This is a genomic window from Siphonobacter sp. SORGH_AS_1065, from assembly GCF_030818595.1.
In the GTDB taxonomy this organism is placed as follows: Bacteria; Bacteroidota; Bacteroidia; order Cytophagales; family Spirosomataceae; genus Siphonobacter.
On the sequence record NZ_JAUTAM010000004.1, the window covers coordinates 4,487,901 to 4,503,702 of the forward strand.

At 41.9% G+C, this 15,802-nt stretch carries 12 protein-coding genes; 9 read left to right on the forward strand and 3 right to left on the reverse strand.

Annotated features, from left to right (window positions below; all coding sequences use genetic code 11):
* Nucleotides 1–124: 124 nt before the first annotated feature.
* Nucleotides 125–1,486 (reverse strand): FAD-binding domain-containing protein, encoded by a 1,362-nt coding sequence (locus QE390_RS19420; RefSeq protein ID WP_307143399.1) that lies wholly within the window; start codon nt 1,484–1,486, stop codon nt 125–127.
* 979 nt (nt 1,487–2,465) lie between these two features.
* Between QE390_RS19420 and QE390_RS19425 the strand changes: the two genes are divergently transcribed.
* From QE390_RS19425 to QE390_RS19445, 5 genes are all read left to right on the forward strand, one after another.
* Nucleotides 2,466–4,670, forward strand: a complete 2,205-nt coding sequence (locus QE390_RS19425; RefSeq protein WP_307143400.1) for a hypothetical protein — start codon at nt 2,466–2,468, stop codon at nt 4,668–4,670.
* A 180-nt stretch (nt 4,671–4,850) separates the two neighbouring features.
* Nucleotides 4,851–5,894 (forward strand): hypothetical protein, encoded by a 1,044-nt coding sequence (locus tag QE390_RS19430; RefSeq protein WP_307143401.1) that lies wholly within the window; start codon nt 4,851–4,853, stop codon nt 5,892–5,894.
* 518 nt (nt 5,895–6,412) lie between these two features.
* On the forward strand, nt 6,413–7,009 hold the full coding sequence (locus QE390_RS19435; RefSeq protein ID WP_106635919.1) for an outer membrane protein: 597 nt from the start codon (nt 6,413–6,415) through the stop codon (nt 7,007–7,009).
* Nucleotides 7,010–7,228: 219 nt separating this feature from the next.
* Nucleotides 7,229–8,017, forward strand: a complete 789-nt coding sequence (locus QE390_RS19440; RefSeq protein ID WP_106635918.1) for a carboxypeptidase-like regulatory domain-containing protein — start codon at nt 7,229–7,231, stop codon at nt 8,015–8,017.
* A 193-nt stretch (nt 8,018–8,210) separates the two neighbouring features.
* Complete coding sequence (locus QE390_RS19445; protein ID WP_106635917.1) at nt 8,211–8,612, forward strand: Hsp20/alpha crystallin family protein; 402 nt, start codon at nt 8,211–8,213, stop codon at nt 8,610–8,612.
* A 406-nt stretch (nt 8,613–9,018) separates the two neighbouring features.
* On the opposite strand, the gene QE390_RS19450 is transcribed toward QE390_RS19445, so the two are convergent.
* On the reverse strand, nt 9,019–9,384 hold the full coding sequence (locus QE390_RS19450; RefSeq protein WP_106635916.1) for a hypothetical protein: 366 nt from the start codon (nt 9,382–9,384) through the stop codon (nt 9,019–9,021).
* A gap of 179 nt (nt 9,385–9,563) precedes the next feature.
* Between QE390_RS19450 and QE390_RS19455 the strand changes: the two genes are divergently transcribed.
* Complete coding sequence (locus QE390_RS19455) at nt 9,564–10,280, forward strand: YebC/PmpR family DNA-binding transcriptional regulator (RefSeq protein WP_106635915.1); 717 nt, start codon at nt 9,564–9,566, stop codon at nt 10,278–10,280.
* Nucleotides 10,281–10,365: 85 nt separating this feature from the next.
* On the opposite strand, the gene msrB is transcribed toward QE390_RS19455, so the two are convergent.
* A complete protein-coding gene (gene msrB, locus QE390_RS19460) occupies nt 10,366–10,914 on the reverse strand; it encodes a peptide-methionine (R)-S-oxide reductase MsrB (protein ID WP_106635914.1) in 549 nt (182 codons plus the stop codon).
* Nucleotides 10,915–11,106: 192 nt separating this feature from the next.
* Here msrB and corA point away from each other — a divergent pair, with 192 nt between their 5' ends.
* The 3 genes from corA (at nt 11,107) to QE390_RS19475 (ending at nt 15,733) form a co-directional block, all read left to right on the forward strand.
* Nucleotides 11,107–12,192 carry a magnesium/cobalt transporter CorA gene (gene corA, locus QE390_RS19465; RefSeq protein WP_307143402.1) on the forward strand — a complete coding sequence of 362 codons (1,086 nt, stop codon included), beginning with the start codon at nt 11,107–11,109 and terminating at the stop codon, nt 12,190–12,192.
* A 175-nt stretch (nt 12,193–12,367) separates the two neighbouring features.
* Nucleotides 12,368–14,719 carry a bifunctional UDP-N-acetylmuramoyl-tripeptide:D-alanyl-D-alanine ligase/alanine racemase gene (locus tag QE390_RS19470; RefSeq protein WP_307143403.1) on the forward strand — a complete coding sequence of 784 codons (2,352 nt, stop codon included), beginning with the start codon at nt 12,368–12,370 and terminating at the stop codon, nt 14,717–14,719.
* Nucleotides 14,720–14,806: 87 nt separating this feature from the next.
* Complete coding sequence (locus QE390_RS19475; RefSeq protein ID WP_307143404.1) at nt 14,807–15,733, forward strand: fasciclin domain-containing protein; 927 nt, start codon at nt 14,807–14,809, stop codon at nt 15,731–15,733.
* The last annotated feature ends 69 nt before the right edge of the window (nt 15,734–15,802 follow it).

A 15,802-nucleotide genomic window follows, 5' to 3' on the forward strand; every position in this document is an offset into this window, starting at 1 on the left:
CAATTGAAAGAAAAAGCCGTTCCAACTATTCCTTTCTGTACCCTCTAATCAACTGATTAGATAAAGCTTCTTTTATAAACTAATGACAAGAATCTGTTTTCCAATTCATTACCAATAAACGTTATTAACTGCTTAACAATCTGCTTTGTAACTTTTTCTTACGCATTCTTCGAGGAATCCATTCTTTAGGCGGTACTGGGTAGGAACTTCCCAACCAAACCGAGTATCTGTTTTGATCTGCTCGTTTGAGTAACCAGGGTTCATGTAAAAATCGGGGAGGTAATGCCACCAGCTCAGGTAACCAAATTCGCATAAAGTGAATGCTGGAAGGCATGGTATGTGATTCTTTAACGGGGTTCAAAAACGTTCTGGAACCGAGCGGCTGCGAAGCGTAATAATAAAAGAGTCGAGGTTCAAAGTCGAGTGAATGCTGAGCCAGCCAGCATAAACCCCTGGCTTCAAACTCAGGTAACCTTTGTTTTAAAACCGAGCGTAATAAGGATCGTAAACGAGGGATGAGGTAACCCGTTTCCAGCAGACATCGCATGGCGGCATCTACCAGCGGGAAACCCAACGTCCCCGTTTTCCAGCGATCGAATAACCTTTGCTGATTTTCATCGGCAGTAGTCCCCAAATCTTCACTATCACAGGCATACCCTTGATGAGTAGTGAACAGGATGTGATCTCGCTTGTATAAGTGCGTAAGGAATTCTTTTAAAGCCTTGGGGTAAAACCCTTCCTTCATGGCCTGTTGGCTCGCCTGAAACACTTGCCGAACCGAAATATTTCCCCAGGAAATGTACGGAGACAAACGGCTCGCATTATAGCGACTTAAATAAGGGTTGTTATCGGCTTCAAGGTACTGCACAGCCCTGATTTTCAGAAAGCTGTTTAACCAGTCTTCTGCCTGTTCTGGCCCTCCTCGCTGAAAATGAAAATCTGGAATGTGATAATGGTCGGGTGTATCAATAACGGCTAGTTCCTCAATAAACCCAATACTAACCGAAGCAGGCTTTAGTTTGGATAGATCAGGGATCATCACTGGCTTTTTCATTTCTTTTTGCCAGAATTTTTTCCAGTCAGCCGCTAGTGGTAACTCCTCCAGCGGTTCAGAAGCGTGCCACTGAATTTCGTTTTCATCACAGAAAGCCTCAATTGCTGCATTTCGATGCTCAAGAACGTTAAGCCCCCTTTCCCGATAAGAAAACACACAACCTACACCGTAGCGACGATGAATCTTCTTTAGAACGGCCAGAAAATCGTTTCGGAAGACGTGTAGCACAATACCCGAGTTTTTCAGTATGCTGTTCAGGTTTTGTAACGATTCCATAATGAATCGTCCATGCCGGGGGTTAAAGTGACCTTCACTTAACAAAGCGGGTTCGTAGCAGTACAACAGCAACAATGGTTGCCCCGCTTCAATGGCAGCCTGCAATGGGGCATGATCTGCTAGTCGAAGATCTCGTTGAAACCATAGAATATTCATAGCTGAAGATTAAGTCTTAAATGGGCGAAAGAATTGTACCAGTTTTGAGCGGCCGCCGTTGCGGTTTTGAGTTTTGAGTTTTGAGTTTTGAGTTTTGAGTTTTGAGTTTTGAGTTTTCTAACCCTTGCAGGGTTAGAGCCGGTGGCTACGTTCTTCCTCAACTAGTTTGCCAACGTTAGAAAGCGGTTTTTAGCTTTGAAGCAGATCATATAAAACCAGAGGGGTTCAACAAGAATGGCCACAGACTGGACAGATCTTCTGCCCTGGCTGGTGTCTTCACCAGCCATTCATAGCCTAGTGGTTGGTGTCCTCACCAACTAGAGCGGATTATTACCAATCCCCAAACGCATAGCAATCAAGCATTTCTACTAGAGACGCAACTTCATTGCGTCTGGGTACAGGCGGTTTTCGTCACTTCCGCCCTGGCTGGTGTCCTCACCAGCCATTAATTAGTAGCCTAGTGGTTGGTGGGGACACCAACCAGAGCATGAGACGCTCGTACGCTAAATCCTTCGATGGACTTTGTTCTAAAATTAGTGGTATTACTATACTTTATTGGATCAATTTTAATAAAAATAAGCCTTTAAATCTTTTAAAACATGCGGTAGCTTTTAATCCGCACAACAGGTTAAACTTATTCAAGAGTTGCTAGGGCATAACGACATAAAAACCACCCCACGATATACCCACGTAAGTAACAGAACGCTTGAGAAAATACAGAGCCCTTTTGATGAACTAAAAATAAGTTGGATTAAGGTTAGAAAAATCTTATCCTTAGGCGTACAAACTTGAATAATACAAAAGTACGACAAGAATAGGACAACAAAATATTGTTTTAACACCAAACAATACAAAAAGTACGACAAAACTTTCGTTTATTTGAGAGTTATGTGCCATTTTAGGAGCGACAGTGCAAATTTGAACGGACAATAGTAAATAAACAGAAACGACTTGCAAACAACAAAACAAAATTGACCTTATGGCGGAAGCTTTTCTCACGACAAGAAGAGGTTTTGTTGACAGCATAACCTTATCACGATATGACTATTTGGATTGGGTTATTGAAGATCAGACAAAAAAAGACAAACTAAAATATTGGCTTGAAAAGAAATCGGGCTTTCTACTTTACGATATTGAAGACACTTGCTTTTTTACATTTTCCAAACTTGCTGACGAATCCACAAAACAATATCGTATAAATGGTTCAAAAACAATTTCTGCCCCGTTCAAAAACACTCAACTTATCTCAAATCTAATTGCGACACTTCTGAAAGAAGAATTGTCCAAGCATTATAAGCAACATCTTAATCAAAATGTTTTTACGATTGAAACAGTTGATTTATATCCATTTCATTTACTCAAAGCAATTGAGTTCAACATTGAAGTATTTCCAACAGGACATTACTTAATTCATATTCTACCTGTTTCAAAAATTATTGGGAGCAAATCACCCGTTGACAAACCTTTTATTAGTCTTTTGAAAACGACCAATAAAAATAATTCCAACACAGACGAAATGGAGTTTAGTTTGGTTAATGGAGAAAAGTTTTATAGAAAAAAATTTGATTTACTTGATAAGAACCTAACCAAGAAGTTGGATGATATACTTACAGGCAACGCACACTTCATAGCAACTTTTGATTATCATTTTTTAGCAAACTATTCTCCTGATATATTCGGAAATGTAACTGAAAATACTTCAAAAAATTTGAAGAATGCAATCAAGTTTATTAATCCAGTTCTTGACAATATTAACCTTCCTGACTTCCTCAAATTATCAGAGGAAAAATATTTCAAGGTGAATGTTCTTGAATTGGAAACAAAAAACAATTTACTAGTTGGTAGCCAATCAGAGAATGTTACGATACATTCAAAAACACAAACGAAATTTGGACTCCGTTTGGAATACACACGAAACGATATTGCAGCGGATGAACTAATTGCAATATTTCTTAAAAAGGAAAGCCTAATTGAACAAATCAATCAATTCACCTTACCGTTAACTCTAAAAGCGAAAGTTGAACAACAAGAGGGTTGGAAACATCCATACATTACAAAGTTGTTTACCAACCCAAACGACATTTATTCAAAATCAAATGTTCAAAGTGCTTGTTTCTACAATGGAATTTACAAACCAGTTAGTGATTGGAATATACTTCCAATTGTTTGCGATAACTTGAACATTTCAATATTTAAAGAGCTTGTAAGCACATTCAATAAAGGTTCTTCCCATTTTAATATTCTTCCATCAATTACAATTGACAAGAATGCAGAAATTAATCGTGAGCAAGTTCAAGAAATAATTCGGACACAAACTAACAAAACAATGATTGCGGTGTTTTGCAAATACCAAATGCCGAGAGATTTTTTTGAACCACTCAAAAATTTTAAATTACAAATCTATCAAGGCGACACTTCTGACAACAGGCAAAACAGAGCAAAACTTTCAAACTTCGTTTGCAAATGTCTTGAAAAATTAGGCGGTGTAATTGCTGCAATTGCTGACACTCACACAGGTGAAAGTGGTTATTTTATTGGCATTGACTTAGGACATACAACACACGGAGAAGAAAAATTTTCAAACTTAGCAACTGTAATTTTTGACCACCGTGGACTTTTGATAGGAAATTATATCGTAAAGCAAATTCCAAGAAAGGAAAACTTAATTGAAAACCACTGCATAACTGCTTTCAAAAAACTTGCAGGCATTCTTACAAAAGGCAGGTTGCAACAACCAAAATATATTGTTATTCATCGTGACGGAAAACTTCATTCCACAGACATTACTGTATTGACAAATGCTATTCGCAATGTTTGGGGAGAAATAACAATTGATATAGTTGAAATAATCAAATCAGGCTTTCCAGTCATTGCAATGAAAGACGAGAAAGGAATTGCAATTAACCCATCATCAGGAAGTTCCTATCAAGACAATGAACACCAATATTCAATCCTTGTAACAAACATTCAAGCAGAAGAATACAGTGCAGTTATTAGTCCGATTATCATAAAACATAAATTTGGAAACACCGACTTTAATAAAATTGTTGACCAAGTTTATTGGTTTACCAAAGTTTATACGAACAACCTTTATAATTCTACACGACTTCCAGCGACAACATTAAAAGCAAACAACATTGTCGGAACTTCAACGAAACAACACAAACCAACTTACTTAGGATGAAAAGAAAAACGGCACATAAGAGCGGTTTGGCAAAAGTGGCGGTTTCGTTCTCCGCAGACACATTTGGGGTTAATCAAACATTGGTACTCCGCATCAACGATTTGTGGTAAAAATCGCCACCTTCGCCAAGCCGCAAACCGTTAGATGCTATGGTAGTGCGACAACGAACAGTTACTAAAAATGGATAACGAAAACGATATATTAAAACGCTATCAACAGCAACAATTTGAAGAACGAATGGAAGAGCTGACCCAAAACTCATCTCTTATCCAGTCTTTCATTGACTATTGCGACAGTAAACAAATAAAACTAACCCAAGACAACTTTGATTATGTCCAGACTATTGGAATTGTAGCGACATATCCAAACATAGTTCATCTCCTAAATGATAAAATTTCTACAGACAAAGAAGAATTAGTAGAAGTAAGTGTTTTAGACAAAGAGTTCAAAAAAGAACGCTTTGCTTCGGGTTATTACTACTCAGACAAATATATGGTAATGGCTCACCCATATTTCAGACGAGGGCATTACGAAAACAGCAACTTTGCACCACGCTTTATAGACATTTATTGGGGCTATGACAAAGACAACATTCAAAAATATATTGCGATTGACAGTGACAGAGTAAGAATTAATGTTGACAATCGTATGTATATGGAGTTTGACACTTGGTATGGTGCTAAATTCAAAAAAACAATTTCTGACATTGAAGACGGAATTGTTAAACTTCGCCCACCGTTTGGACTTGAACAATTTGACATTGAGTTCTTCTTTGGTAATACATATTCTCTTGATATAAAATGGACATCTAAAAATGGAATTAAGGTTTTCCAAGCAGAAGAATTTAAAGCAGACAAAAGCAGAATTATTAAAAACGGAAAGGAATACTATCCAGTAAAATATTTACACGCTGAATTTGACAACCACGCAGGGACATTCAGGCATTTTGATGGTGCTATTCATTTTTATACCGAAGAAGAATATTATCAAAGACGAGACAACGACTTTAATCATAATAACAAGAACAGTTTGCAATTAAAAACTCTTTCTCAAAAGCTATTTAAGGTAAACGGACAAGTAACGATAGACGAATGGATTCAACTAGTTAGTCATTATCTACAGGGCGACCCACTTATCTTTGAGTATTTTGAAGGTAAATTACCCGACAACATATTAGAGACACTTGAAAAACTTACGACATACAGACAAAACCACAGCACCTAACAAGGGTTTTGCGTCAGGCGGGGTGACGTGCAAACTTGGAGTTTTGTTCATCTAATGAATTTTAGCAATAAATTGAAACTTTGTACTCCGAAGCCCGCCCGAACGCAAAGCCCTATTCGTTATACCCAATGGTATAAGGACAGACCATAAAATTAAAGTCTCCTGCCCTGGCTGGTGTCTTCACCAGCCATATCCATCTGGACAACAATCAGGGCAGATGGATATTCATAGTAGAGACGCGAATTCATCGCGTCTGGGTAGAAGCCGCCTTTGTTACTATCCCAATGATTCCCGTCTCCCAGCCAAACGCGATAAAGTTGCGTCTTTGAATAGAACGGCGTTTGTCTTTTCATCGGGCCATGCAACGAAAAAGGTCCCATTTGCATCTACCTTTTAATTCAAAACGCGGGGATGGTGGACAGAAAACCCGAACGGTTCAGCAGCTTTCTTATATAGAATTTGACCATCTGAGCGTTTTGCTTTTGTTTTGTGATTAAAATTTAGAATTCCATCGGCAGATGCTTCGACAACTCCCCCTCCTATTGTCCCTGATTTTCATTAGCTTAGTATCAACTAATGGCTCAGCTCAGGTGTTACATTTAAAACCCCATTTTGGTCTGAAAGCCGGTTTGAGTTCTGGTAATACCATTCGTACGCCTCAAAGTGACGTAGTCTCTCGTTTTAATTCGGGCTTGCACCTGGGTGGATTCTATCGCCAACGCTTCAACAAATTCGTGATTCAGCCGGAAGTAGTACTTACCCAGCGAGGTGGTTCTTTTAAGACAGGTACGTCCATCACGCGTAATACTTTTTATTATGCCTCGGCAGCCGCCGTTTTGGGGTATATCATCACGGAAGGATTAACCATCGAAGCAGGCCCTGAATACGCTTATGCTCTGAACGGACCCAATAGCACGCCTCGCGGTCCTGACAATCGTACAGATTATGGATTCACGGCAGGTTTACGCTACGATTTCATGGATGCTGCTGACAAAGTAAGCCTGGGGCTTCGGTATAGTCGCGGATTTAATAACCTCATCACCAGTGAACCCGGCATTACCTTTACCAACCAAACGGTTCAGGTTTCACTGATTTACAACTTCTATAAAGAATAGTAGACCATTGAGGTTGGACTGTTTACAGAACGGGCTAAAGTCGGTTTAGTAAAAAGTCATAAAAACGCCCGAAGCCATGCATCCTTCGGGCGTTTTTTTGCATCATGCCTCTGTATTGGTTTAAACAGAGCGTTAGGGCCTGGCACAGCTTTCGTACAGCAAGCTTCGTAGATTGCCTGATCTTTATGGGAATTCATTTCCTAAAATCTCATAACAGCCATGAATACTCGTCGAAAATCAATACATTTGTTTATAGATATGTTTGCCAAAGGTAATCACCTATACCGAATGACTAACCGATTATTTATAGTACTCTCAGCGTTCTTACTCGTGTTCTTATCCAACGAGTCAGGCTTTGCTCAGGGTCAAGTGAAAACCATTCAGTTCTCTGGAGTTGTTGTGGGTGGAAAGCAATCCGAAATTTTGCCCGGAGCTACCATCTGGATTCCTAAGTCTGGCGGGAGTACCGCCACCACTAACAACGGTTATTTTAGCTTACCCGTTTTTCCCGGTGATAGTATCATTTTCAGTTATACCGGTTACCGCCGCCAATACCTGATCATTCCTAAGAACTATCATGAAGCTTCTTACTCAGCCAAAATCGTGCTGCGGGAAGATGCTATTACCCTGCGGGAAGTAAAGATTTATCCGTTTCGGAACTACGAAGAGTTTAAAAAGGAGTTTCTCGCGATGAATCTTCCCGATGCTCGAGAACGTGAAGCTTTAGCTCGTAATACTGACCCTGATTACCTTCGTCGCATGGCGGTAATGCAGGGAGACGGTCCTAGTGCTTCTTTCCAGGAATCTCAGCGACAGATTACCAGTTATAATGCCAATAAAGGTTTTGCCAACACCATTCCTTTCTTTAATCCATTTGCCTGGGCAAGTATGATTAAGGACATCAAGAATGGGGCCTTGAAAGATAATTCCTGGAAATCGCTTTACAACGATGCTCCGCTTTTGAACACGAATCGTGATTCTTACATACGGCAGCAACGAGGTAACTAGTCTCCTGAAATCTACAAAACAGAACGTCCGCCCTAAAAAGCGGACGTTTTTGTTATCTAGCTCAACCTCAGCCTGTCATAATTACATTCTTTCAAAAAATACGTAGATTATATTCCCCATTCCAATGTCATTATGGCTTCTCTAGGGTTCTGGTAGGGTATTTTAACTTTACCCACTAAAATTCATTAAAGCCATGAAATCTCAAATCTCAATACCGAAAGAAATTCTTGCTAATATTGACTTTGCGAATACACTCAACGGAGGGCGGGCTGAATCATTAGTCTGGGTTAACCGTGGAGAGAGTGGTTATGAAGTATTCGTAAAGATGCCGGGAGTTGATCCCGATGATTTACAGGTTGACGTTGAAGACGGACACCTTTGGTTATATACGTTGCATCCTGTTTTGAAAATAGAAAAAGATGAAGAGGTAGAAAGCTTTTTACCCTTCACCCTAGGAGACTTGATTATTCCCAGTGACGTTGACGTGGAACATATCTCTGCTCGATACCGCAATGGTCGTTGGCGGGTGTTTCTTCCCTTTCACGAAGGCAATGATGAGGGTTACCAACGTCACATTGATTTGGACTGGGAATAACTTTTGTTGATCTATTCTTTCGGCAGGAGATTTTCTAACATATTAGCGAAGGGGCTGGCACAGGTGTCAGCCCCTTTTTTCATGATCCATTCGAGGCTCGTTTCTTGTGTAGTCGCTCGGCTCTAGCCAATACGGTGCAAACGCTTTCCTACACAAAACGCCCTGGTTAACATCGGCCAGAGGCTTACCAAATTATAGCCTCACCAGGCTAGAGCCGAGCGACTGCGGGTATTCAATTTCACTAAAGGGCTGCCAACAATAATGTAATGTACTTTTCTCCATTAATCCGCGTTTCCGACGTTTAGCGTCTCGGACGAACCGTATACCCCCCCAGACGCGATCAATCACGTCTCTATATATTTAAAGCACAAAAAAGGACTGGTAAATTACCAGTCCTCTTGATGACTTACAGTCCTTTCGTCTCTTCGTCAGTTTCGCTCTTATCAGACTGAACGGTTTCGGATTGATCGATTGGCTCCTGAACCGTTTTTTCCTGTTCCTGGGATTCTCCCTCGTTGTGAGCCATTTCGTAACTTTCTTTCAGGTTTTCTGCATCGGCTACCGGGTCCTGCGTAATTCGGTCGGTGTCTTCGTCGCGTAACGGGTAACTTACACCCGGATCTCCCTGACCCGGATCAGTGCTGTAACCCTTCTCGGGGTCGCGTTTTTCCAGGTGTTCGTAATGATGCTTATGTTGATTATCTTCCTGCCACTCCAGATCATGCTGAGGGACATGATAAGGATCCTGTTCTTTTTCTTTATCCGGATTCATGATACACAGATTTATGTTGATTCTGGTTATGAAAAAGAAAAGACTATTCCAGTGAATAAAAATCCCATTTCATAAGTCAGCTCTCATCATGTATTTTTGCAGAAAATCAGATTTGGGTAACTCCTCTAAAACCCGGATTCATCAAATCTGACAAAATCACTAACGATTCACTACTTAGTATGGGAAGAGCTTTTGAATTTCGAAAAGCCCGTAAGTTCAAACGATGGGGCCAAATGGCCAAAACCTTTACCCGAATTGGAAAGGATATTACGCTGGCAGTAAAAAGTGGTGGCTCAGATCCAACCGCTAACTCGCGTTTGCGGGCGATGATTCAGAATGCGAAAGCGGCGAACATGCCTAAAGAGAACGTAGATCGTGCCATCAAGCGGGCTACAGCTAAGGATCAGGAAGATTACAAAGAAGTAGTATACGAAGGATACGGCCCTCACGGCGTAGCAGTTCTGGTGGAATGCACCACTGATAACACCAACCGTACTGTGGCAAACGTACGCAGTTACTTCAACAAGCTGGGTGGTAGCATGGGTACTTCCGGCATGCTTGATTTTATCTTCGACCGTAAATCGGTATTTAAAATTGCCAATAAACCCGGTTTGGATATTGAAGAACTGGAGTTAGAATTAATCGATTTTGGTGCCGAAGAGTTATTCCTTGATCAGGAGACCGATCAGGTTATTATCTACGGAGAATTCACTGCTTTCGGCGGCTTACAGAAATACCTGGAAGAAAACGGTTACGAAATTCAGGGAGCAGAATTCGAAAGAATCCCGAACGACTCGAAAGAACTTTCGGAAGAAGAAGCCCTGGAAGTTGAAAAACTCATTGAGCGACTTGAAGAAGACGATGACGTTCAGAACGTGTATCACAACATGAAGTAATTCCGCTTCGTTACTAAATCATAAAGGCCTGAAAGATTTACTTTCAGGCCTTCTGTTATTCATAACTTACCAAATCTAGCAACCATTATTTAGCCGCTTGCTGCGAAGCATCGTCAGGTTCAAAATCAAGCACTACCGAGTTCATGCAATAACGTTTGTGAGTGGGAGCCGGACCATCATCAAATAAGTGTCCCAGGTGCCCGTCGCAACGTCCACATAACACTTCAATGCGGTGCATACCGTGCGAATGATCTTCTTTGTATAAAACGCTATGAGGTCGTATTGTTTCAAAGAAACTGGGCCAGCCACAGCTACTGGCGAATTTGGCGTCTGACTTGAATAAAGCGTTGCCACAAGCCCGACAGTAATAAGTACCTACACCCGTGAAGTTCCAGTACTTTCCACGGAAAGCCCATTCCGTGGCAGCCTCACGAGCCACTACATACACTTCAGGTTCCAGAACTTTCTTCCACTCCGCATTCGATACATGAAGTTTCGTAGTATCCGTCCGGGAATAATAAGGGTTTTTCGTTTTCACTTCCATATTTTTAGGCTTATCCTTTGATTGTGACTGGCAGCTTCCCATCATCACTGTGGAGATAACCAGTAGTAAACTTAGCAATGATGCTTTCATAGATGGATTTAGAAAAATGTTATGCCTTTCCAGATAAAACATGAAATCAACCCCTAACGTTCGTTAGTAAACAAAGTTTTTCTACTTACAAAAACGCCTGCTGCTTTATAAAAATGGTACATGTTTTTCTAAGTCTTTAAGCGTTAACCGACTTTCGATTTCTATCGCTCCAGAGCATTTCAATTGGCACTTATGTCCTCTCGCAAACATAAATTTGAACGTAAAAATTTAGGTACTTCTCCTGGTACACTCGAATACATTGGTCCTCCCCTGGACGATCATGTTCAAATCATACGAACGGTATTCAATAAGGCTGAACAGCAAATCGTATCGGTTAAAAGCATGGCTGATGTCGGTCCCTCGCCTAATCCCGATTTTATTACCTGGCTCAGCATTGATGGTATTCACAAACCCGATCTCATTGAACAAGTCGGACGGATTTATGACCTGCATCCGCTGATGTTGGAGGATATTCTGAATACCCTGCAAAAACCCAAATTCGACTTTTATGGAGATAATACCCTATTTCTGGTGATGAAATGGATTAAATACAATCCTGTCACTCGTGAAGTAGAACCCGAACATGTTTCCTTCGTACTTGGTCCGAATTGGGTCATTTCCTTTCAGGAAGAACGAACCCGCGATATTTTCGAAACCATTCGCCAACGAATCAAAGCCGGAGCTGGGAAAACCCGTCAAAACGGGCCCGACTACCTGCTCTATGCCCTGGCCGATGTGATAGTCGATCAGTATTTTCGGGTGCTGGACTGCGTAGAAGAGAATCTGGCGAACCTCGAAGAAGCCCTTTTTCAAAAAGCTCAGCAAAAGCACATTCAGGAAGTGTACACGGTTAAACGCGAATTAGGTGTGATGCGGAAAGTGGTGGCTCCATTGCGGGAAATTGTACTGGCCCTGACCCGGGAAGTCCCTTCAACGGATAAGTCACTTATTTCCAGCAATACCGAGTTATACCTCCGCGATTTATACGACCACATTAATCAGGTGAATGAAACCATTGAAATCTACCGAGATCAGATGACGGGCCTCATGGAATTGTATAACTCTACCATCAGTAACCGGTTGAACAACATCATGAAAGTGCTTACCATCATTTCCGTGATTTTCATGCCTTTAACGTTTATTGCGGGTATCTACGGAATGAATTTCGAGTTCATGCCTGAGTTACACTGGAAATACGGCTATCCTTTCGCCTTAGGACTAATGGCTGTTATGGTCATAGCCATGCTAGCCTGGTTCCGGGTCAAAAAGTGGATTTGAGTAGTTTTCGGTTTAGATTTTAACCACAGAGTTTCACAAAAGAAAACTCGGAGTTACTCTGTGCTAAACTCAGTGCAACTCTGTGGTTGAGACTTGGTAGCAAACCTGAAAACTGTCAACCGAAAACTGAAAACTCTATTACCTTTGCCCTTTCTTCGTACGTCTTTTGATTGCCATGAATACTTCCGCTCGTTATTTACTTACTGACAGCCGTCAGTTAACCAGTCCTTCTGAATCTGTTTTTTTTGCGATACGCGGGCCGCATCACGATGGGCACAAATTCATCGCCGAATTATACACCAAAGGCGTTCGGGAGTTTGTAGTTGAATCGCCTGATTTTCAGACTGATTTATTTCCTCAAGCTACCTTTCATCGGGTAGCTAATTCGATCCATGCCTTACAGGAATTAGTAGCCGAGCACCGAAAACAATTCGATATTCCAGTTATTGGCATTACGGGTTCTAACGGGAAAACCATTGTTAAGGAATGGCTGGCTCAGCTTCTGAGCCCCGAGTTTACCATTTGTCGTAGTCCCAAGAGTTATAATTCCCAGTTAGGAGTTCCCCTCTCGGTTTGGCCGCTTGATTCGCACGATACACTGGGTATCTTTGAAGCGGGCATTTCCCAGCCCGGCGAAATGGCCCGACTGGAGGCCGTTATTCAACCCACAATCGGGATTTTTACCAACATTGGTACGGCTCACGATGAAGCTTTTACGGATCGTAAACAGAAGATCCGGGAAAAGCTGGAGTTGTTCCGTCACGTAAAAACGTTCGTCTATTGCCGGGATTTCGAGGAAATCACTGCCGAATTAGCCGACTTTCTTCCCGCGAATTGCCAAATCATTGGCTGGTCTACTAAGGATTCTTGGCATTCCTTTACTACCCAAAGTAACATTAGTTCGGCGTGGTGGGAGAACCTGAATCACTGCATTGCCATTCTACGGTTATTCGGCGTTTCAGATGAAGAAATTCAGCGTCGAATTTATGCCCTTCGCCCGGTTTCCATGCGTCTGGAACTCAAGGAGGGGATTAACGACTGTTACCTGATTGACGACAGCTACAACAATGATTGGGCGGGGCTAAAAATGGCTCTGGACTTCCTGTCAAACCAGCACGAACGTCCGCATAAGGTTGTCATTCTGTCGGATGTATTGCAATCTGGCATGCCCGAAGCGGAATTGTACGAACAGATTGCCCGATTACTGAAAGATAAAGGCGTTAATCAGCTCATTGCCATCGGACCTGCTTTGCAACGCAACCAGATGGTTTTTGCTTTACCCGCCAAGTTTTTTGAAAGCACTGAAGACTTTCTGAGCAGATTCCGTACCACTGATTTTACCGAAAGTGTGGTGCTGGTCAAAGGAGCCAGAACCTATCATTTTGAGGATATCATCCGTAAACTTTCCCTGAAAACGCACGGTACCGTTCTGGAGGTAAACCTGGATTCCTTATCCCATAATTTGAATTATTTCCGGGAAAAAATTGGTCGCCAAACCAAGCTAATGGTGATGGTGAAGGCTTTCGCCTACGGAAGTGGCATTGAAGAAGTAGCTAATTTGCTGCAATTTCACCGGGTCAATTACTTGGCTGTTGCCTATCCTGACGAGGGGGTTCGCTTACGGCAGGCTGGTATTCAGTTACCCATCCTGGTACTAAATACTTCGCCCGATAACTTTCAGCAGGTTCTAGACTACAACCTCGAACCAGAGATTTTCAGTCCCCGCATCTGGAATGAGTTTATAGAATATTTAAGTACCCGAAAGAACCGCACGGAACCTGTTTCTATTCACCTGAAAGTCGAAACGGGCATGCATCGACTGGGATTTGAAGAATCTCATCTGGATTGGTTAGGTTCTGAATTACAGCGACATCCAGAGATCAAAGTAGCCAGTATTTTCAGCCACTTAGCGGCTGCCGACGAAGCCCAGTTTGACGATTTCACCCGAACGCAAATCGCACGGTATACGTACATGGCGGATCGGATTTCCTCTTTCATTGCCTATCAACCCATCCGGCACCTGGCTAATTCACCCGGTCTGGCCCGTTTTCCTGAAGCTCGCTTTGATATGGTTCGGTTAGGGAAAGGGCTCTACGGAACCGCCGTGAAAGAAGACGATCAGCTTAATCTGAAAACCGTCGGAACCCTGAAAACCATCATTTCTCAGATCAAAAATGTCCCCCAAACCGAAACGGTTGGGTATGGTCGTAAAGGTGTTTTATCGCGTGATTCCCGAATTGCGACGATTGCCATTGGGTATGCGGATGGGTATGACCGTAAATTTAGCCGGGGAACGGGTAAAGTACTGATTCAGGGACAACTGTGCCCCATCGTCGGAAACATTTGTATGGATATGTGTATGGTGGATGTGACGGATATTCAGTGTTCGGAAGGCGATGAAGTCATTATCTTCGGCGACTTCCCTACCATCCGCGATTTGGCTTCCTGGATCGGAACCATTCCCTATGAAATCCTGACCAGCGTGGGCGAACGAGTAAGCCGCGTGTTTTATCGGGAAGGTAATTAAACGGCTTGACCACTTATTCGGAAAATCATAACCTACAACCCATTCTAAGCGTTACCTTTAGGACTGATTAAACAGACAGTACAACCTATGAAAATGAATCTGAGTATTGTACCAACCCTTCGATTATTATCTATTACCCTACTAGCAGGATTAGCCCTCGTAAGTTGCAAAAAAAGCACGGACGAGTTAATTGATGAAGAAGCCGGCGACAACATCATGGTGGTTGCCAAAGCTGATCCTGAGTTATCAACCTTCGTTTCGGCCCTTACTAAAGCCCAGTTGGTTACTACACTGGAACACGGAAAATACACCGTGCTAGCCCCCACTAATGCGGCTTTTTCCAGCAGTGGCATTGATATTAATGCCCTTTCTTCGGACTCACTCAGAGCTATTCTTTTACCTCATATTGTGGTATCAGAATATAAAATAGAAAACTTGGATTCTTCTTCCCATGTTACGGCTATTAACCGACCCGTTTATTTTTCGAGCGTAGATGCCATTCTTTACGTCAATGGAGGTTCTAAAATCGTCAGTGGTGATCTTGAGGCTTCCAATGGTATTTTGCATAAAGTCGATCATCTTATCTCTACTTCTCAGCATAATATCATTCAGTATATCCGATATACGCCCGAATTTTCTACGCTCTATAGCTTACTGAAAAGGCCCGCGTTAAGAACCCTGACAGACTCCATTGCCAAAGGGACTTATACATTACTGGCTCCCACCAACGAGGCATTCCGCAATTTTAAAGATACGTTGAGCAGCGATTACCCAAGAAATATCGTTGCCCGTCATGTCATTAGTAACCGCGTTTTTACCAGTAACTTTAAGAGTAATACGGTAAACACTTTGTGGAGAAATCACCCAATTAACGTAAGCCGGGACGCTTCGGGTATTATTACGCTGTATGCCGGAGCAGATTCAACGGCTACTAAAGCTAAGATCCTTACTACAGGATCTAATATTTCTACTACCAATGGAGTCGTTCATCGGATTGATGCCGTAATTAAATAACATTTGAATTTTTCCATAACAGAGAGGGCCCGGTTCTAATAACCGGGCCCTCTCTGTTATGGAAAATAC